This is a genomic window from Clostridium culturomicium (genome assembly GCF_000821305.1).
Classification (GTDB): domain Bacteria; phylum Bacillota; class Clostridia; order Clostridiales; family Clostridiaceae; genus Clostridium_J; species Clostridium_J culturomicium.
Genome location: NZ_CCXK01000017.1, coordinates 122,528 through 143,691, shown reverse-complemented (window position 1 = coordinate 143,691; position 21,164 = coordinate 122,528). Strand labels below are relative to the sequence as shown.

Annotated in this window: 12 protein-coding genes, 1 pseudogene, 1 CRISPR repeat array and 1 riboswitch; of the genes and pseudogenes, 2 read left to right on the top strand and 11 right to left on the bottom strand. The window is 30.2% G+C overall.

The annotated features are described in order from the left end of the window. Positions 1-190: 190 nt before the first annotated feature. A riboswitch (TPP riboswitch) is annotated at positions 191-298 on the bottom strand. Positions 299-524: 226 nt separating this feature from the next. Continuing rightward, on the bottom strand, positions 525-2,060 hold the full coding sequence (gene ccsA / locus BN1075_RS20830; protein ID WP_052406543.1) for a cytochrome c biogenesis protein CcsA: 1,536 nt from the start codon (positions 2,058-2,060) through the stop codon (positions 525-527). A 4-nt stretch (positions 2,061-2,064) separates the two neighbouring features. Then, positions 2,065-3,312, bottom strand: coding sequence for a cytochrome c3 family protein (locus BN1075_RS13170; RefSeq protein ID WP_040193688.1), 1,248 nt, complete (start codon positions 3,310-3,312; stop codon positions 2,065-2,067). 182 nt (positions 3,313-3,494) lie between these two features. Between BN1075_RS13170 and BN1075_RS13165 the strand changes: the two genes are divergently transcribed. Further along, positions 3,495-4,994 carry a flotillin family protein gene (locus BN1075_RS13165; RefSeq protein ID WP_081911592.1) on the top strand — a complete coding sequence of 500 codons (1,500 nt, stop codon included), beginning with the start codon at positions 3,495-3,497 and terminating at the stop codon, positions 4,992-4,994. 280 nt (positions 4,995-5,274) lie between these two features. Here BN1075_RS13165 and BN1075_RS13155 read toward each other — a convergent pair whose 3' ends face one another. The 4 genes from BN1075_RS13155 to BN1075_RS13145 form a co-directional block, all read right to left on the bottom strand. Further along, positions 5,275-7,980, bottom strand: coding sequence for an AAA domain-containing protein (locus BN1075_RS13155; protein ID WP_040193686.1), 2,706 nt, complete (start codon positions 7,978-7,980; stop codon positions 5,275-5,277). 218 nt (positions 7,981-8,198) lie between these two features. Beyond that, complete coding sequence (locus tag BN1075_RS21620) at positions 8,199-8,339, bottom strand: hypothetical protein (RefSeq protein ID WP_156132796.1); 141 nt, start codon at positions 8,337-8,339, stop codon at positions 8,199-8,201. Positions 8,340-9,313: 974 nt separating this feature from the next. Continuing rightward, the gene (locus tag BN1075_RS13150; RefSeq protein ID WP_040193685.1) at positions 9,314-10,369 is read right to left on the bottom strand and encodes an ADP-ribosylglycohydrolase family protein; all 1,056 of its coding nucleotides are present in this window, start codon (positions 10,367-10,369) and stop codon (positions 9,314-9,316) included. 463 nt (positions 10,370-10,832) lie between these two features. Beyond that, positions 10,833-11,489: a DNA alkylation repair protein gene (locus tag BN1075_RS13145; RefSeq protein ID WP_040193684.1), complete on the bottom strand. Its 657-nt coding sequence runs from the start codon at positions 11,487-11,489 to the stop codon at positions 10,833-10,835. A 479-nt stretch (positions 11,490-11,968) separates the two neighbouring features. Here BN1075_RS13145 and BN1075_RS21960 point away from each other — a divergent pair. Continuing rightward, positions 11,969-12,109 (top strand): annotated as a pseudogene (locus tag BN1075_RS21960) (IS256 family transposase); the annotation flags it as partial. A 137-nt stretch (positions 12,110-12,246) separates the two neighbouring features. Next, positions 12,247-15,802: a CRISPR direct-repeat array (repeat unit 30 nt; unit sequence ATTTAAATACATCTCATGTTGAAGTTAAAG). A 175-nt stretch (positions 15,803-15,977) separates the two neighbouring features. Here the strand turns inward: BN1075_RS21960 and cas2 are convergent. The 5 genes from cas2 to cas5b are packed head-to-tail and all read right to left on the bottom strand — an operon-like array spanning position 15,978 to position 21,161. Further along, on the bottom strand, positions 15,978-16,268 hold the full coding sequence (gene cas2, locus BN1075_RS13135) for a CRISPR-associated endonuclease Cas2 (RefSeq protein WP_040193683.1): 291 nt from the start codon (positions 16,266-16,268) through the stop codon (positions 15,978-15,980). A 1-nt stretch (position 16,269) separates the two neighbouring features. After that, positions 16,270-17,268, bottom strand: a complete 999-nt coding sequence (gene cas1b / locus BN1075_RS13130) for a type I-B CRISPR-associated endonuclease Cas1b (protein WP_040193682.1) — start codon at positions 17,266-17,268, stop codon at positions 16,270-16,272. Positions 17,269-17,279: 11 nt separating this feature from the next. After that, positions 17,280-17,774: a CRISPR-associated protein Cas4 gene (cas4, locus tag BN1075_RS13125; RefSeq protein WP_040193681.1), complete on the bottom strand. Its 495-nt coding sequence runs from the start codon at positions 17,772-17,774 to the stop codon at positions 17,280-17,282. A gap of 9 nt (positions 17,775-17,783) precedes the next feature. Continuing rightward, entirely contained in the window at positions 17,784-20,354 is a 2,571-nt protein-coding gene (locus BN1075_RS13120; protein ID WP_040193680.1) for a CRISPR-associated helicase/endonuclease Cas3, read from the bottom strand. Between the two features lie 36 nt (positions 20,355-20,390). Next, positions 20,391-21,161: a type I-B CRISPR-associated protein Cas5b gene (gene cas5b / locus BN1075_RS13115; RefSeq protein ID WP_040193679.1), complete on the bottom strand. Its 771-nt coding sequence runs from the start codon at positions 21,159-21,161 to the stop codon at positions 20,391-20,393. Positions 21,162-21,164: the final 3 nt, after the last annotated feature.

The window sequence follows — 21,164 nt, the reverse complement described above, 5'->3', positions numbered from 1 at the left end:
ATCTGCTCGGAAGGTCGGTCGAGACTCAATTGTCTCCTCTCACGCCGAAACACGGCTTCCCATCGCTGTAATATAAGACTCAGGGCGCTCCCCCTCAGCCTTCCATGGCCTTACCATGGATACCATTTTCACATCCTTTCTCAAAAAAGTGCAAATAAAAACAGGAGTACCTGACTTGGTCTCCTGTAAAAAATTCGTTAAAGCGACTTCCTACGACGGCATTATCCGCATCAGGTAAAAGGGTCGAAGTTAATTACTTCCTCTCAGCCTGCATTTACAAGCTCCCCTGTGTTTAATTATATTCATATATATTACACTTATAACCTTAAAATTTCAAGTAAATTCACAAAAATCTTTAAATTGTTATTGGGAGTATTGTGGAAAGCAAGAGCTTGCCTTTGGCAATCTCAAACAAACCAGGGGGCAATTCAAATCTAACCTAAAAACTGTTTTTTATATATTTTTTCAGCTTAGGCATACTTTTTAACCCAAAATGTTAAAAATACCACATTACTGTGATATTCTTATGTTGTTCTATCCTTAAAGAAAAATATTTTCCCTACCATAGAAATCATTATTAAAATTCCACCTATCCAAAATAGAAATATTAATGGCTTTGTTGTATATTTTGCACCTTCTGTTATTACTACATCTTCTAAAAAATTATGAATTATTATAGCCTCTACAGTTTCTTGATTTGTTATATTTGCTTCTAAAAACATTCCCGCTTCACCAAATATAGATGATGTAATACTACCTAATATCATTAATATAAATCCAATATGCGCTATATTTGCTGATTTATTTTTGATTTTATTAAAATAAATTACTTTTAAAATTAATGGAAACATTAGTATCCAAAGGATAATCAGCCATTGAACGTCTCCAAACTTTGTAATCCAGCTTATTGTTATAATTAAAATTGTATTTATTATTGATATAATAGCTAAATTACCCTTAAATAAATCTTGCATATAAATTAAGAATAAAATTGAAGAAATTATTGCAAAAACTAATGATAATAAATTATAAAAATCAACTTCAACATTATAAGATGAAAAAATAGGTAACGTAGTACTTATTAAAATAAGGGCAGAAAATAAATATGTAATACTACAAAATGCCGATAATACTTTTTTTAAAGTACCGTTATTATTTACTATATCTTTGTTTTGTTTATTTTTTATAACAATTATAAATAGTAATACACATAAAAAACTAATTAAAATCAATATTGGCTTTGACATGGTGGAAATATTATATGAATGCACTGATTTCCCTTCTAATATTCCGCTTCTTGCTAAAAATGTTCCAAAAACGGCCAGAATAAAAGGCAACATAGTTACATAAGGCTTTACTTTTTTCCTATGAATAATAGCCACTAAAATTAACCATGGAACTAATGCAGCATTCTCAATTGGATCCCATGCCCAATATCCTCCCCATCCTAATGCTTTATAAGCCCATATACTTCCTGTAAATATTCCAGCGCCTAAAAAAAATAATGAAATATAAGCCCATTTTATCTCTACCCTATGTGAAAAACTTTCACAAAACAATATAGCCAAAGCTGAATATCCTATAAACACCAATGGTGGATGTATAACCATCCAAGGATTTTGTAATGCCATATTGAGTCCTTCTCCCTCACTAGAAATTACTTTTTCAATTGCAAATGGGTTACTTATATAAACAAAAGCAATAAGTGCTGTAGTAATAATCATATAAATATTAAAAGATTTTTTATTTCCTTTTATAGTAAACCCTAGCCAAATAGAGCAAACTGCCCATAATAAAAAGGAGCCACTTTGCCCTGCCCATAAAGCTGAAATCTTATAAAGAGGTTTTAAATCTGTGGATATATGTTCTACTACATAACTATATCTAAAATTACAGGTATACTGATAGTATAGAATTAAAATTAATGAGGCTGTTAAACTTATGGCAGTAATTATTAAAATTATATCTCTTATCTTTTTATTATGTATTAGCATATTAATAGGTAATATTAATATACTACCTATTAAAGCTATAAGAATAAGTAAATTTCCTAAATTCATTTTTTTACTCTCCCTTATAGTTATGTATTTTATTATTTCCTCTATTCTCATGGCAAGCCGTGCATTTTTTAATAAAATCAGGTTTACCGTAAATTTTTATTGGTATCTCATTATCTTGAGGAAGTGATGATACCCATTCAGCATGTGGACTATTATGACAAGTTGCACATTTTACTCTTCCAATCATACCCCTTGGTCCATTTTGGAGATAAGCCTCCCTGTATAGTTGATTATCTTTTATACTATAAAGTTCTCCATGACAATTACTACACTTTGGTTCATCAAGCCAATCTCTTCTACCATCCTTCAAAGACTGAGCTACATTTTCCATGTTTCCATGGCATTTACTATCACTGCAAGTAATACCTGCTTTATACATAGCTCCTCTATTACACTGTGTTTCAATCCCTGGATGGCAATTGTAGCATGTGTTTTGCAAATCTGACATACCCATAATCGGTGCATGAAAGTCATGTACTGCAAGAGAAAGACTTGGAACACCTTGAGTCCCTAATGCACCTAAAGCATTATCTGAATGGCACTCATTACATTTGTGTCTTATATTATTATTTAAATCAGAATAAAGACTAGTTTTCTCTTTCCTATCATGAGCCTTTAATATGTTTGCATAAGTATCTTCCTTTCCATGACAATTACTACAACTCATTTCATCTGATACTGGAACTACAATACTATCCTCTTGTGCTAATACTTTTTTTGTAGCCTCATCAATTACTGTAACAGTCATGGTTTGATATGGATTTCTTACCTTACTCCCATCATTAAAAGGTATTACTGGAACATATTCAGCTTCATAATAATTTTTATCCTTTGACAATTTACAAACTCCACTCAAATAATTTCCAGTAATTCCTTCATTAGGTTTTAAATCATAGCCATAATCTTTAGCATACTTCCAAAAATTGCTTTTATCAACGGATGTAGTATTGTTATTCATTTCGTATTTTACTATTATTCCACTATCTATAAGTTTAGCCTTATCTATTCCCTTCTCAAAGACTTGAACCCTAACGGTATTAGCTGGTGGTAATATCATAAAAGCAGAATAATCATCTTGTATACAATGCATTCCTAAGTCATTATATGCTAATATTAAATATTCATTTTCTGCTACTTTAAATAAAGCTTTGGATTCCATTGCTTTTCTATTAATTAAAATCGCTAAGATGGAAATTCCTAATATAACACAACTTTTTAATACTTTTTTCAATGTTTTATTTTCAATCTTCATTATATTCTCGCCTCGTATAATAGTATAATATTAATCTCTATTTATTATTTATTATTTATTGTTACCTTATTCATTTAATATATGAATAAAAACATATAACACAAGCACACTCATATTTTTTTACATACTATCCACTTTATGTATGATATAATTAACTTATACTACATAAAGGGGGTATTTAAATGCTTGAATCATTAAGCGGATTATTAATTCCAGTTGCCATTGTTGCAGGAGTAATTATCGTTATACTTGGGGTGTGGCGAAAGGTTCCACAAGATAAAGCTATGGTTGTAACAGGGCTAAAGAAACGTGTTATCAGCGGTAGAGGAGGAATAGTGATACCACTGTTAGAACAGTCCGACAAAATATCGTTAGAAAACATAGCAGTTCCACTTAAAACAAATGAGTCCTTAGACTCCAATGGTGTACCTATTAATACTGATGGAGTTGCTGTCATCAAGGTTAAGTCAGATGAAAAATCTGTACTAATTGCTGTAGAGCAATTCAATGTTTCCGATATGGATAAAACTATATCTGTCATTGAAAAAACAGTTAAAGATGTTTTAGAAGGTAAACTGAGAGAGATTGTTTCAAAAATGACTATTGAGCAAATCTACTCAAATAGAGAAGAATTTGCAAATCAAGTAGAGCAGGTTGCTAAAGTAGATATTGCGAAGATGGGACTAGAAATAGTTACTTTCACCATCAGAGACATTACCGATAGTAATGGATATCTTAAAGCACTTGGAGCAAAACAAATTGCAGAAGTGAAGAAAAATGCAGCTATTGCAGAAGCTGAAGCTAAGCGTGAAGAAATGCAGAGAACTTCAGAAGCTAAGAGATTGGGAGAAGAGGCTCAATTAAAGGCTGATACAGAAATTGCAGCAGCTAGAAAAGAAAAGGAACTTAAAGTTCAAGAGTTCAAAGGTGAAGAAAAGAAAGCTCAAGCAAAGGCAGACCTTGCATACGAAGTAGAAGAAAATATAGTTCGTAAACAAGTAATCGATGCTACTAAAAATGCTGAACTTTTAGAAGAGCAGCGCCAAACAGAAATTGCTGAGCAACAAGCCAAGAAAAAGGAAATGGAGCTTAATGCTACAGTTAAGAAGGTTGCTGAAGCAGATAGATTTGGAGAAGAACAAAAGGCAGAAGCTGATAAATATGCTAAAATTCAAGAAGCTACTGCTGAAGCCGAGAGAGTTAGAATTCTTGGAGAAGCAGAAGCTGCTGCAATAAGAGCTAAAGGTCAGGCTACCGCTGATGCCATGAAAGCTGAAGCTGAAGCTATGAAGGAAAAAGCAGAAGCGTACAAAGCTTATGGCGATGCAGCTATAGTCCAAATGTTTGTTGACAAGCTACCTGAAATCGCTAAAAATGTTTCAGAACCATTATCTAAGACTGATAAAATGGTTATCATTGATAATGGCGGTGAAGGCGGTGCATCAAAACTAACCAAGAATGTAACAAATATAATGTCTCAACTTCCAGAAGTCGTAGATTCTTTAACAGGCATCAATCTTGTTGACTTGATTAAGAATTTTACAAATAAAAGCGAATCAAACTCAGAGACTGCTTCAGATTCTGAAGGACAAGTCTCCAAGGAAGATATAAACAAAACACTCAATAACATTGTGGATAAGCTAAACTTATTGGACGATGAGGATGAGGATAAGGAAGATTAGTTTTAAAAGACTTACACAGTAAAATAAGCTCACCCGTAATTTCTACGGGTGAGCTTATTCATATTTCTATCTAATATTACCTTATAACAACAGCTTGTATCTGGCCGTTTATTCCGGCTGCGGTATGTAGCTTCTCGATGATTACTTTCATATTCCACCCTTACAGCTTGTGATAAAATAACTACTTTTTTATATACCTCTATATGATTTTTAAACATAAAGTCACCCCTTCCCCGTAGATTCTGCGGGACAACAATCGCCCCACTTTTAAAAAAAATTGCTATAAAACCGCCTTAAGCTTTTCAACCAGCTTTTCCTTTTCTCCACTTCCATTAGTAGCGAACCTTATAATGGGTATTTCATACTTTGAAAGAATTCCATCCTTTTTTCTATCTCGCTCAAGCTGCTTTTCATTTTGAACATGGAACTTATAACCGTCCACTTCAACCACTAACACTGGCTTTTTATCTAATTTATTAAAAATTAAAAAGTCAGCATGAGTACATCTATGAAGAGCAAATTTTCTTTCCTCCAAAGTTAATAGGTCCATATCCCTTATGATCATTCTTAGTGGAAAGTGCACTGCCACATCTAAATTACTAAATTCCTCTAAAGCTAAAACTTCCTCAATTAAATTGAACATAAGCTGCTCAGAAGCAAATTCTGATATTCTCTTGTTTTTTTCTAAGGTTTTCTTCAACTGCTTCATATAGGGTTTATAAAGCAAATCAAATACTGAAGAGATTTTACTTTCTACTATATCTAAATTGTTATAGCTTACGTATCTAATTAAATCTCCAAGGTTGCTATTTTCCTCTTGAAAATCTGAAGTTACCACCATAAGGTTATGAACTACACGGGAAACTGCCACATTTACCAGGTTAGGGTCATCATTAAAATCATTAATTTTGTTAGAAACTGTACTTAAAATAATAACATCCTTTTCCCTGCCTTGGAATTTATGTACTGTATCAACTTCTGCAACGGTATCAACTCCAATATACTTAGTAATTTCATTAACCTGATCTCTATATGGAGCAATTATACCAATGGACTTATCCGAGTTAATCTTAGGAAGTATCTCTTCTCTGATTACATCAATTTGCCTTTGGTTAACTTTATCTCTTCCATGATTTCCAAGAGCTGTTTTATAAACCGCTAAGGGTTTAAGGTTTCCATCGCCTTTTGATTTTATAATAAGCTCATTATTATAAAACTGCTTATTACAGAAATTAATAATCTGAGGATGACATCTATAATGCTCTCTTAGCAGGGTTCTTTTAATCGTTTTATTAATAGTTGAAATTGAAGACAATAAACTATTCTTACAGTAATCGTAAGCTTCATGCAAATTATATTTAGTATATATATCCTTTATAATTTCCTTATCCTCTTTTGAAACTATATTTGGAAGTTGCTTTAAATCTCCAACAATAACTGCATTTTTAGCACAGGATAAAGCTAAGGCTCCTGCTACAATATCAACCTGAGAGGCCTCATCAATGATTACATAATCAAAAAGAAAGTTTTCTGATTTAGTACTTGCTAAAGAATGGGTACTACTTAGCACTACAGGATACTCTGTGATAACAAGATTAAACTTCTTCCATAAATCCTCCTTAGTAAATATAGGTGGCTTCCTTTTATTATATCTTCCAGCTAAATAATCTTTAAAAATCTTCATGGAGTTAGAAGTGTAATTATCCATTTCCTTTTCAAAATCAAATCTATCTAACTCTTTTTGTAATTTATTAATTTCTATCTTAAGCTCAATAGTTTTATTGTTATAATACTGGCTACAAAGATAATCTAAAATCTCATCTATAGAGTTCTTATAAAACTTTAAATTAATAATTCCATACTTAAAAAGATTATTTATCTTGAACCAAAAGGTAACAATCTTCTCATCTGAACCCTTTGCCCTTATTTCAGTAATAAACTTCATCAACTTATCTGCCTTAAGTTTTTTTATTGAGTTATACTTTAAACTAGCAACATCTTCAGAAAGATACTCCTTTTCAAAATGTTGTCTTTCGATTTCAAGTTCTGATAGCTCTTGCTTTAATTGAGACAATTTATTATCCTTCGCCATCATACTGCTAATAGCCGCCTTTTTCTCTTTAAGCTCTGTTGATATCTTGACTTTTTCTTCATGAGTCAGCTTCCACTTAGTAAAATCACCATACTCACCCTTTTGATTTTCAATAAATCTTGTTTTATTAGCATCATTTCCTAAGGGTGCTGCTATAAAATCCAACTGGTGCTTCTTGAGCTTTTCAAGTATATTATCCGTAGCAGTATTGTTATTTGAAACCACCGCAACAGTTTTATTCTCCATAACTATACTAGCAATAATATTTAATATGGTCTGAGTTTTACCTGTACCTGGCGGCCCCTCTATAATACTAATATTGCTAGTAAAAGCATTTTCAACAGCCTTCCTTTGACTTAAATTAAACCCAAAAGGATAATTTAAATCCCTATTAAAAGTCATTTCCTTTAGCTTATGAGGATTCAAATAAAAACTTAATACACTTCTAGGACTTACCACCTCAATTTTCTCATACTGCCTTTTAAGCAAACTTCCATTGTCCATCTTAATCCCAACAACATCCGAAAGCTCCTTAAGATATGTAAAACAATTGCTGCTGACTTTATCCTTAAGACTTGACTCTTCTATTTCAATATCATATTTGCTAAAAACCTTAGTAAACTTACTTTTGAAAATAACCTTAACATAATCCGCAAAATAAATTACCTTAGACACTCCCCCTAAAGGTTCATGATTTGCATAAATTATCTTATTAACAATATCAATCTCTATGGGCTTATAAAACCAAAGGACATTGGTATAATTATAGGAATACACTTTCCTATTAGTAAAAGTAACCTTCCACTTACTTATCCCTGTGTCATACTGGCAATATCCCACATCTTTAGTTTTATCCTCACCCTTAATAAGAAGTAAATTTTTCTCTATATTCAATGTTGTAGCTCCTTCATGTAAGATTAACCTATATTTAAATATTATACCATAATAAGGCTTATGTACTCATTGGGTAGGTAACTTTGAAGCTAGGGCTCATCAATATATCTAGAAATAAAAATAACTCCAAGGTAATAATGTTTTTTCACCATTACCTTGGAGGATATATATTTGATTAATAGCCAGCACTTGCCAAAGTCAAACTCTAGCTATTACTACTAAGTCAACAACGCTTCTTGAATAACATCTCTTTTAATATCTTTATTTAACCTATTAACAGCATTAAAATCTTTCTTTAAAAATCCTAATTCATAAACTAAAGACCTCATCTTTATCATTAATCCAATTAGCATAATCATTAGTTATTAACTTTCTAGCCGAAAAATTAGATATAACCTTAAAATAATTTTCAGGAATAATTGAAATTCCATGTGCCATTGATGATGTTGATGACACTATAAATACATCTGTAGTATTCTTGTAAACACTATTACTAACATCTTTAATAGTATGTAAATATGATAATTTTGCATATATATATTAATATTGGACAAATTATAAATTTTCTTCATTAATAAAATTCTATATAAAAATTGTGCATATAATTGTTGTGAACAAGGTCCTATCATATCTTTTTTCATTAATTTATTTACATTTGTTAATGCAATGCCTTCTTTATGATCACATATTTTTCTTCCAGCATTATTAGCAGTTCCATATGGAGGATTTATAAAAAATATAATAGGCTTATCTTTCTTAAAAGCATTTAGTAATTCTTTAGGTAACTTGAACTTATCTTATAAAAATATTTTTCCTCTAAGTAATTCTATATATCATAGTTAAAAAAATCATACTGAAATTTAATTGAATTATTATATCTATGTCTATTTGCAGATCACTTAAATTTAATGTAGAGCAATATAATTCCTTAAGAAAAAGCCTCATCCATTCTAAATATGAATGGATTGATATTTATCTCTTCACTTATTTTTAATAGCAGCTCATTATTCTTATCTGCTGATTCTGATGGAGCAATATTCCAACTTGTATCCTCTGATAAATACTTAATTAAAACATTGGAATCTAATATAAAACATTCATTCTTATCACCTATTAAAATTATGTTTTGTAATTCTAACCCTGCTATTTCAAATTTTTCAATATAATAAATTGCTTGGATAATTACTCTAGATTGATGAATCTTCTTCGCAAAATCCTCATCGTACTTATATTCAATAAGTAATCTTAATATTTTACTTTCTTTATCATAACAAAAACATCTACATCCATTGTGGTAATTCCCATAAAAAAACTCTCCTAAACATATAAAACCTTATGACAAATTACACAATCTATCTCCTAGCTCCTCCATGAACTCTTTTAACTCAATCTTATCTATCCACTCCTCTGGTATAAACCTTCTCCCATAAGCAGCTCCTAATATATTCCCGCATATGGCTCCAGTAGAATCACTGTCTCCGTCATGGTTTACTGCCATAATCAGGGCACTTTTAAAATCTTTATTTTTTAATGCACAGTATACAGCTATAGCTAATGCTTCCTCAGCTACCCAGCCTTGTCCTAACTTTTTGACAACTTCATAGCCTGTTTTCTCTTCATCCTTAGCATAGTCTATAGCTTTTTCTAAGGCCTTTAAAGTTTCTTCGTGTCTACTATACCCTTTAAGTATTTCAATAGCACTATTAATACTTTCCAATATAGTTCTTCCATTTATAAACTCAGCTATGATGCAGGCTAAAGTACCTGCTGCCAGATATCCTGTTGGATGTCCATGTGTAATTGCTGCTACTTCAGCTCCTACCTGAAAAGCTTCTTCTGGATTTTTATGAAGAAATACACCAATAGGTGCAACTCTCATTATTCCTCCACAACCTTTACTATTGTTAATCGGTCTTTCAATGGTCCCCATTTCACCACTGCTTAAAGCATTCAAACAGCTTGGGCCTGGAGTTCTTCTTTCAAAAAGCTCCTTATGGTCTAAAATACTCTTAGGGTACTTTGAATCATCTCTAAACTCTTCATGAGGTTGTTTTTTTAGCCAAAACTCATCAATTACCACCCCTGTCTGTGTGTAATACCACCTTAAATAGGATTGATAAATTCCACTTCCTGTATAAGAACCAATCCCTCTATCTCGCATCCTTTCATAAGCCCATATAAGGCCATCCGCAGTAAACAAAGTCATTTGAGTATCATCAGATATAATTGCCTTGTTCTTTTCTTGGTTAATTTTCAACTCTGTAATACCCTCAGCTCCAAATTCTTCTAATATCTTAGAGTACTTCATAAATTCCACTGGATATCCTAAAGCATCACCTATAGCACCGCCTAATAAACACCCAGCAAATAACTCCTTCTTATCTCTCATCTTTTACCCCACTTCAATAATTCTTTGATTATCCCTATCAAACTTATTTCAATAATTTTCCTTATAATAAAATTATATTATACCTTCTATTTAAGTTTAAATAAACAAGCCACAGCTTACCCCGTATAATCTACGAGTCAGTCATGGCTTAATATTATTAACATTAATGTTTCATCAGCAACAATTTCAATCTGAATTATCTTCTATTTTAACTGGAGTACAAGGTAAAATTCGAATTGGAATTCATAAAAAAGAACTATAAATCTTATAGAATATAATTCCAACTCAAATATTCCAAATTATCCCCCATACTTTATACAATTAGTTTCAGAGTATTTTAAAACACTACCCTAATTAAACATAAAAAGGCCAACTGATAAATCCTATATTAATCTATCATTTAGCCTTTTACTTCATTACTCATGTAACATATAACTACTATGAAAGTTGTACCTAACTTCCTTTATAGATATTTACTAGCTTCTTTTTCACTTAATTTACTTAACTTATTATTAGCTATAAACTCCCTAACCCATTCCTGATTAAACTTAGAGTATTCTCTTAAACTCCATCCAATAGCTTTTCTAATAAAAAACTCCTCCTGGTGAAGGGTAACTTTAATTACTTGCTTCAAAAAATCTGTATTGGTATTTTCTTTATATTTTAATTGATATAAAATCGCAGTTCTTCTAAGCCACATATTCTCTGATTCACTCCAAGGTAAAAAATATTCTTCAATAAGCTCTGGATATTTTCTTCCTAACTCTCCAGCTAAGTGGCTAGCTATAAGATCAACAGAATCCCACCAGGATTTTGTAACAATAAGATCCTTTATCAAAGTAATATGTTCTCTTTGAAGCTTCTTTTTCTGTTTTATTAAGTAGTCTATAGCTATATACTGCATCTCTCTATATTCATTAGCCCATAATTCTCTAACTAAAGCTTCATCTATAAAGTTTTCCTTAGATTTTTCTTTTAAAAACTCCTTAGACACCTGTTTTCTAAGGGGAGTTTTAACACCAAGAAACTCAAAGTTATCCTTTAAATAAGCCTTCATACCCTTAGCATTTTCTTCATTCTTATTATTTAAAAATTCATTAATAATATCCTTGGTTTCCATTTGAATTAATACCTTTCATTTTAACTTCCTAATAATCTATTTACTCCTTTATTATAATATATTTTATGATTATATTATTACTTATAATAAGGAAAATACTTTCTATGAAATAATCATATATTCCTTTAAAATGAAAAACAATATAAATTTAAAAGGTTGTAATGCTTCTTGCATATATAATCGAAACATTGCTGCCCCGTAGAATCTACGGGTGAGGTATCGCTTAATTAATGATGATATAATAAAGAGTAACAGCTACTTTTGATGTAAATGTTACTCTTATCGTTAGTGTTTTTCTATTTATTATCTCCCCCCAACCGATCATTCTTCCACCCGAGACAAAACCGATTGAGGTTGCTACAAAAATATTTTTTCTTAAGGAGAGTAGATAGATTTGTATAAAAACAAATATGCCTACTCTCTTTTTGTATGATGAGCTGGAAGATTAGGAATAACATATATATAAGTAGGATTTTAGAATGAAGAAAACAGAAGATACCAACTTTGATTACAACGCGGAGGTTAGGAAATGTAAAACTATTGATGATGCTATGGGAGAGAATGGACTTATACAGAGACTAGTAAAAGATGTTTTAGAAAATATTCTTGAAGGTGAAATACATTAGCGGAGCTTGCAATAGCATTTTCAGATCAACTTAAAGATGAATTAGCATAACTTGTACTTTTTACAATTTTAATGAATAATATTTTAATTACACAAAATTATCTAGAGTCTCTATATACCTTGAAACGAAAAATTTAAATACATCTCATGTTGAAGTTAAAGATTGAATTGTACCACTCACACCATCATCTAAAAATATTTAAATACATCTCATGTTGAAGTTAAAGTTCGACAATAATATTAAAATAAATTACATACTGCAAATTTAAATACATCTCATGTTGAAGTTAAAGATCTTATCGATAGTCTTATTAGGTAATGAGGTTACATTTAAATACATCTCATGTTGAAGTTAAAGCAGTAGTTACATGTTGCTCAAAGGAGCTTTAGAGGAATTTAAATACATCTCATGTTGAAGTTAAAGGAGGTTTTAATTCCAATATTTTATCTCTTACTCTTATTTAAATACATCTCATGTTGAAGTTAAAGTGGCTTTGGGATTCAGATTCCTGTAAAACAAGGGAATTTAAATACATCTCATGTTGAAGTTAAAGTATTCTCATCAGCTAAAGCCGTATACCCTGCAATATTTAAATACATCTCATGTTGAAGTTAAAGCGCATTTGCTGAGGTTGCTAAGAAGTTTGAATAAACATTTAAATACATCTCATGTTGAAGTTAAAGATAATAGTTGAAGGGTTCTTCTTAGACAATGCCAAATTTAAATACATCTCATGTTGAAGTTAAAGCAAGCAGCCCTTCATAAAGTTGGAATTCCAAATCATTTAAATACATCTCATGTTGAAGTTAAAGACACATTCAGGAATAAAAGTACCAGCTTTAAGTATATTTAAATACATCTCATGTTGAAGTTAAAGAAATACCCTATATTTGACATGGCAATAATTACATTATTTAAATACATCTCATGTTGAAGTTAAAGGCTCTCCCTTTTCATCTGTTTACAACATTCACACATTTAAATACATCTCATGTTGAAGTTAAAGTATTGCACCAGCTTGGGTGTTTAGGGTCATTTGGGATTTAAATACATCTCATGTTGAAGTTAAAGGCCTGTAAGGTCTAAGGCTTCACCCCTCTTTGTCACATTTAAATACATCTCATGTTGAAGTTAAAGTTGTTATATTAGTTTGCTCCAATGTGGTTAATGAGATTTAAATACATCTCATGTTGAAGTTAAAGAAAAAGCTAGGTACACAATATCTGCCGAATGAGGTATTTAAATACATCTCATGTTGAAGTTAAAGCCATGGAAAATCGGTAAAAATAACGCGTTGAGTCTATTTAAATACATCTCATGTTGAAGTTAAAGTGTCTATAAGTATTTCTAAGTCGTGTGTGGTGTAGATTTAAATACATCTCATGTTGAAGTTAAAGAGAATACAAAACAATCTGGGGATATTTTCTTTTCTCATTTAAATACATCTCATGTTGAAGTTAAAGTAACTTTGTTCATTTAAAATACCTCACTTTTATTTATTTAAATACATCTCATGTTGAAGTTAAAGTAAGACCGGAAGAAAAAATGGAAATGAGTTAACTGTATTTAAATACATCTCATGTTGAAGTTAAAGGCAATGCCATAGGATTATCAAACTTTCTTTTAATATTTAAATACATCTCATGTTGAAGTTAAAGTTATTAGCTGTGTCTCCATAGCTCATACCATAAATGATTTAAATACATCTCATGTTGAAGTTAAAGGGAAGAACATGTTTGTTGTTAATGTATCTGGATTTCATTTAAATACATCTCATGTTGAAGTTAAAGTTCAACCATTCAATACCTTGTGTATCTCCTTCATAAATTTAAATACATCTCATGTTGAAGTTAAAGGTAATTAGATTAGAATTAGAAGCCTTTAAAAGAAACATTTAAATACATCTCATGTTGAAGTTAAAGAAAGTTGTAAGCCATTTCTCAGCTATAGTAGTTTTATTTAAATACATCTCATGTTGAAGTTAAAGATATTGTAATTCTTTATAAAATATCTGTAATCCTCATTTAAATACATCTCATGTTGAAGTTAAAGATAACTGCCCAGATGAAGTTACTCCGATATTACCTATTTAAATACATCTCATGTTGAAGTTAAAGTGGATACGGCTGCAACATTAAACTTTCGCAACTAATATTTAAATACATCTCATGTTGAAGTTAAAGAAGCATCATAACTTCTATTAAAGTAAATACCGAAATTTAAATACATCTCATGTTGAAGTTAAAGCAAATTATTTTATCGTTATCACTTCTCTTATTCCAATTTAAATACATCTCATGTTGAAGTTAAAGAGTTACAAAACTAGCGAGTGGAACGAAAACTCCGTCATTTAAATACATCTCATGTTGAAGTTAAAGATGTCCACATATTACAACCACCTATTTTGTATTCACATTTAAATACATCTCATGTTGAAGTTAAAGACCTCCTAAATTATGAAGTGCTTACCACCTCTTCCAATTTAAATACATCTCATGTTGAAGTTAAAGTGTTAATCACATCACGTCTTTTGGAAACCACAAGATTTAAATACATCTCATGTTGAAGTTAAAGGTAAATTGCTATTAATAATTTCATCGTATGTCGGTATTTAAATACATCTCATGTTGAAGTTAAAGTTCTGGACTTACCGATAACCTCACGTAAGTCGTCCAATTTAAATACATCTCATGTTGAAGTTAAAGTTTGTTAGAAGTTATAATGATAAAAAAGTTTATGCATTTAAATACATCTCATGTTGAAGTTAAAGATATATAGCAATTGCAAATAAAATAAACAAAATAGAATTTAAATACATCTCATGTTGAAGTTAAAGAAGAGATGGATTAAATTCCATCTCTTTTATATTAAATTTAAATACATCTCATGTTGAAGTTAAAGGGCTATTATGTGCATATTTTATATTAAAATCAATTGTATTTAAATACATCTCATGTTGAAGTTAAAGAGTTCGCAGTTGTTGTCTAAAAATAATGCTTTGTTAATTTAAATACATCTCATGTTGAAGTTAAAGGTATACTATACATAGCACATACCTCAATAATCGCATATTTAAATACATCTCATGTTGAAGTTAAAGAAAATATTAATAATATTCAATCACAAAGACGTGATGTATTTAAATACATCTCATGTTGAAGTTAAAGCAAGTCCAACTAAGTTACTATTGGAATTTATTTGAAATTTAAATACATCTCATGTTGAAGTTAAAGTTGAAGGGAGGAATAATAATGGCATGGTATAACTAATTTAAATACATCTCATGTTGAAGTTAAAGAAGCTCCGAACCGTTACTGTGAGTATTAACTCCTATTTAAATACATCTCATGTTGAAGTTAAAGATCCATATCGTTCAAAATATTTCTTAATTCTCTGTATTTAAATACATCTCATGTTGAAGTTAAAGTAAGATATACGTCATTGTCTACTTTTGCTTCTAGTAATTTAAATACATCTCATGTTGAAGTTAAAGATGCATTCTCCATGTTTGTGTTAAACGCGTTCGCATTTAAATACATCTCATGTTGAAGTTAAAGCCCATGTGGTTAATATATTTATTAACATTTTCAAGATTTAAATACATCTCATGTTGAAGTTAAAGGAGACAACAGGAACACTTAGCAATGCTGCTATAGCATTTAAATACATCTCATGTTGAAGTTAAAGCTTAGTATTTAAGCCATTCTTACTTTATATTATACTCCTAACCTGTTGTAATACAAAGCCGTATCATTTTTTTACCAGATGAATATTTGCCTCTCCTTTTAACTTACTTAAATAAGTTAAACCCATTGAAACAACTCTTCTGAAGCATAAAATAGTATATAATTTGCCTGGTAAATTATATTATTAAGTCTTCACCTGTATCATGCTTCTTATTTCCTAGTATATCTTCACCATATACATTATCGTTCATAAGTTTAATAATACACACAAAATCCTCATCTTCATCTATTACTTTATTTAAGTCCTTTTTCAAAGATATCAATTTTGATGGTGATAATTCTCCTCTAAATACTGAGTTTTGAAAATGGGATAAGTATTTTTTACATACTTTGAAAACTCTATTTACTCTCTTTTCATTAACATCATAAAATAGAAAAGCATAATTATAATTAATATTTTTACTCACTTTATAAACCCTCCTTTAAACTGAAAGGAGTAAATTCTCTGTCCTCCATAATAAACTTTATCAATTTATAACAATCTAATTTTATTGCAGTTCTATATGAAACCTTTCTCTTCAGCTTCGGATGCATAAATACACTTTCCAATCTTTCCTCAAAAGCCGTAATAAAAATATTTCTTCCTTCTTCATTTAACAAACAATAATTAACCTTCTTGTCAAAGTGCCTTGACACTTGGATTTTTTTATTATTTACCAGTTCAAATATTGTCTTGTAAACTATAACTGGTTTGAAAACCTCACTGATATCAAGGCTTAAAGAAAATCTCCCCTCACTTGGTTCATGAAGAAAACTTATCCTTTGATCTAAATGAGTTCTGTATATGGCTGAAATTGTTTTTGTATATAAAAGTGAATTTCCAAAAGAAATCAAAGCATTTATAGGATTATCTGGTGGCCTCTTGACCCTTTTATTCATAATAAAATCTTCAGGAAGAATATATTTAAAGTCCCCATAAAATCGTTGCCATACTTCGCCTTCAATTGCCATTAACTGTTTAACATCAGCTACTACATCAATTCTTTCTTTAAAGTCCTTTCTAATCCAATCAATAGTGCCTTTAACCTCTTTTTTATCGTGTTTATAATAATGATATAACACCTCACTAATATTAACTCCGATAATTCTTACTATTTGCTTTGCTATTTCAAGCCTTTTATCCTTATAGGCTTCTACTTGTTTAATTAACAACTTTCCACTATTATACTTATCCTTTGGATAATAAGTTCCGCTATACCCCTCATAGTAATTGAAGAAGTGAATTACTATATTATTACTGGTTATAAAATCTAAAAGCTTTGTATTTAAAGTTACCTCTGATAAACAATATATTTCTGTAGTATTTTCCACTGGAATATAAACATTTTTTCCGTCTTTTCTAAAACAAAGTGAGTTATCTTTTCTTGTAAGTTCTCCCATGGATGTGATATATCTTGTGCTTCCCATTCACATTCCTCCTAAATATAACAATACTCATAATAAGCACATTTTTTACAGCTAGGTTTATTTATTGTCTCTGGTACATTTTCTTCTTTTAGCAATTTCTCAATACTATCAATAACTTTGGTTAATTCATCTTCAGATTGCTGATTTAACTCCAATATAAGAATCTTACTTTTCCCCTTATTTTTTTCTACAAATTCTAGTTTTCCTTTTCTTTCAATTCCTTTTTCCTTTAATATATTAAGATATAAAAGAAGCTGCCACTTAGCTGCCTCAACGTCAGCATCAGATTTCTTAACTTCTACTAGATAATCCTTAGTTAACTTATCTAACTTAATATTGTCTATAGCTAGTTCAGTGCCACTACTTCTTTCAGCTCGTTCTTCATGTATTACTTTTCCAACCTTTACTATCTCACTATTATCTTCAAGATTTAATCTATTACCATGAAGCCAGCACTGCCTTTTACAATGAAAATAATAATTTATTAATGTTCCATTTACCTTCATATCTAACTCCTAAATAAAATCTCCTATACCAGTAGTAAGCTTACCTTTATCTATCTTTCCATTTTCAAAATACTGCTCTCCGTCCTCAATATAATAAAGCTCACCAATTCTATCGTTATATAAAATATCTGATTTTTTCACACTATAAATAAAGTAATTCATCTTGGCTCTAACTTCTGATAATTTTATTTCTTTCTTAGCATAATCCAACCTATTACTTTCAAGTAAATCTCTGTATTCCTGCCACACTTTTCTACCATCAAGTAATCCAAATTTATCACTTTCAATCTTTTGTGCAAAATACACAGACATACTCCACATATCGTTTCCTATAAGCTCCATCCTCTTTGCAACACTCTGAAAATTAAGTTTTGCTACTTCTTCATTGAAAAACTGCTCTAGATTACTGTCATTATAAGCTTCATTATATTTTCTTTTGATAGCTTGGAGTACAGGCTCATAGTACTCACTAAACGTCTTTAAGGTTAAGATGTTTTTCATATCTTCACTTATTAAACTAAAATCTTTATTAATTCTTACATCATCTCTATAAATGTTTTTTGCATCATCATAGTTAAAAAAGTAAACTTTCCCACTATGCTTACATGAGCGATTAATTCTTCCTAAAAATTGCTCATCACTATCAAGCTTAGATATATCTTTATATCCAATATCCATATCTATATCAACACCAGCTTCAATGACCTGAGTTGCAACTAAAATAATATTGCTTGTATCTTTTACAACATCTAAAATTCGCTTTCTTTCAGCTGCATTATCATCTCCTGAAATTAACTCTACACAACAATTAATCTCATCATCATCCTTTAGCTTTTTAAAGAACTCATAAGCTGATTGCTTTTTTATAAACTCAATAAGAATTTTCCCTCCATTATGGCTGATATCTTTAACATGTTCATAAATTCCTTCAATAGAATCCTCCATAAGATTGTAATTAACCTCTACCCTATTTTTAAATAACGGATTACTAAAAAATTTTTCTCTATCCTTAATTAATCTACAGGTATTTTCCTCATTGCCAGTTAATATATTTAAGTCTGGTAACGTTGCTGACATAATTATAATTTTCATATTCAACAGCTTTGCAAACCCTTTTAAAAAGGTAATAATCTCGCTCCAAATTATATTTTTATAACTTTGTATTTCATCTAAAACTATTACACTATTTGCTAGTTGATGAAATCCAAATGCAGATTCCTTTGTAAAATTAAACATGGTATCAAATAAACTAACATGGGTTGTAAGGATCATGGGATAATTTAAAAACTGCCTATCTAAAAGAGCTTTTGTGTAATACTCATACTTTCCTGTTTCATCGTCATCCATTAGCTTCTCCTCATCTGTTTTAATTGGTGTAATAGAGTTAATTACTGCTAGTTTTTGCTTTATAATTTCACTGTCTTCTCCAAAAATATTTTCTAATGACTTTATATTCTGTTCAATTAATGTATTAAAAGGGTATACATGATAAATCTTTCTAAGACTGTTTTCACTTTCTAAAAACTTAAATGATAAATTTAAGGCAACATTACTCTTTCCACTCCCTGTAGGAGCTTCTAAAAAGAAAATATTTTCGTGAATGTTATTTATTAATTCCTTTTCAGCATCTAGAAACATTTCATTTCTTAGGATATTTATATTCTTCTCCCTTAATAAATCTTTCTTTCTGCTATATTCCGTATTTTCATATTCACGTATACTGTGATAAACTCCTGTACCTTTATAGTCTTTATAAAACTCATCAATGCTCGATATTTCCCCAAACTCATTCAATATACTGCCCTTCATAAATTCTGAAGTAGCATAAAAATCAGCTGCTACCAGTAGCGAAAACATCAATTTTGTGTAGATATATTTATAAATTATATTATTGGTATCAGTTACCTTTCTTCTCTTTTTAATGACCTCTATCATTCCATTTAACATTTTAAATGTTAATGTAAATTTCCCATTATAATATTCAACTTCATCTTCAGAAAATAATTCAATACAAGAAGCAGCCGTATCACCACTATCTTTATCTAATTTATCTAAAAAACTTTCAAAACTATCTAAACTTCCATGATGTCTTGAAATAACATAGGCATTTAAAAATAAATATTCTAAAATTATATCTCTACTTACCTTATCTAATTTCTTTATATCTGGAATAAAATAATTAATGTATAAAACAGCTGATAAAATCGAGTGTTTGCTATGTATATTTATAAAATCAGCCTTTTCGCCTATACAATTTTTCATCTTATATTCTTGAAAATTGGGATTAAGTTTACCTAAATCATGAAAATTAAATGTATTGATAACAAGGTTTCTAAATACCTGTTTTCCCTCTTCACTTACTTCTGCAAGAAGCTCTCTTTCTACATTTTCAAAAGTTATATTTAAATTTTTAGCTTCAATTATCTTATTTATATACTTGTTAACCAAGTCTGTATGTTCCTTTAATGTCTCTTCCTTATTTACACTATATTTTTCATCTCCTAAATGAGCTAAAAATTTTTTGCTACTATTCAATAGCGTTGTTATTTCTACGATTTCACTCTCCTTGAAATACTCCATGATACCTCCTAGAATTAAAGGAGGGGGACCCCTCCTTTAAATGAATATAATATTTTTATTTTGAACCTTATAAATATCCTTTGCTCTAATAGAATCAACATCCATATTGCTATAAACAAAGCTCTTCATTATATATAAATTAGTTTCCTCATCTAATCCCACTGGAAGACTTTCCGTATATTTAAAATACTCCTCATCAGCTACCACTTCCTCAGCCCAGTCTGACTCTGGAAGTGATAAAGTTACATCTTCTTTAAAGCATAAAGAATTAATTTTATCTAAGCGTTCTACTTTACTGCATCCATCAAAAACTTCAATATCAGTAATATTAGCTGAATGGTCATTTTTACCTAAGTATGGTGTAAAAACACTTTTTCTATTTATAATAGCCTCTGTTATATTTTCAGCTTCTTCATTGTTAACAAGAAGATATATGTTCCAAGATGGATTTTCTAACCACTGCTCTTTAACTATAAGGTTTCCCCCCATTTCTTTTGAGGCATACCCTACCGAATTATTAAAAACCTGAATTTTCTTACAGATAAATGCACCCTCATTATTTGGTTCAATTCCTACTTTTATTGACTTAAGCTTTTCATAAAACTCTGGATATTGACCCCTAAACTTCTTATCACATCTTCGTTTAGCCTCAAATTGATTATAGCCTCCATAACCAACTACAGCTCCTAAAAGGCCAAGTAATGCAACCTTATGAATATTTCCATAGGTAAAATACATATATGTGTTTACATCAGGCTTCTTAAAGAAAGCAGTCTTTCCCCACAATTTAAATTTTAAAATTTTCATATT

Coding starts and splice junctions, on each gene's coding strand:
- ccsA (WP_052406543.1), bottom strand. CDS start 2,060: ATGAATTTAGGAAATTTACTTATTCTTATAGCTTTAATAGGTAGTATA.
- BN1075_RS13170 (WP_040193688.1), bottom strand. CDS start 3,312: ATGAAGATTGAAAATAAAACATTGAAAAAAGTATTAAAAAGTTGTGTT.
- BN1075_RS13165 (WP_081911592.1), top strand. CDS start 3,495: ATGCTTGAATCATTAAGCGGATTATTAATTCCAGTTGCCATTGTTGCA.
- BN1075_RS21620 (WP_156132796.1), bottom strand. CDS start 8,339: ATGATTATGCTAATTGGATTAATGATAAAGATGAGGTCTTTAGTTTAT.
- BN1075_RS13150 (WP_040193685.1), bottom strand. CDS start 10,369: ATGAGAGATAAGAAGGAGTTATTTGCTGGGTGTTTATTAGGCGGTGCT.
- BN1075_RS13145 (WP_040193684.1), bottom strand. CDS start 11,489: ATGGAAACCAAGGATATTATTAATGAATTTTTAAATAATAAGAATGAA.
- cas1b (WP_040193682.1), bottom strand. CDS start 17,268: ATGGGAAGCACAAGATATATCACATCCATGGGAGAACTTACAAGAAAA.
- cas4 (WP_040193681.1), bottom strand. CDS start 17,774: ATGAAGGTAAATGGAACATTAATAAATTATTATTTTCATTGTAAAAGG.
- BN1075_RS13120 (WP_040193680.1), bottom strand. CDS start 20,354: ATGGAGTATTTCAAGGAGAGTGAAATCGTAGAAATAACAACGCTATTG.
- cas5b (WP_040193679.1), bottom strand. CDS start 21,161: ATGAAAATTTTAAAATTTAAATTGTGGGGAAAGACTGCTTTCTTTAAG.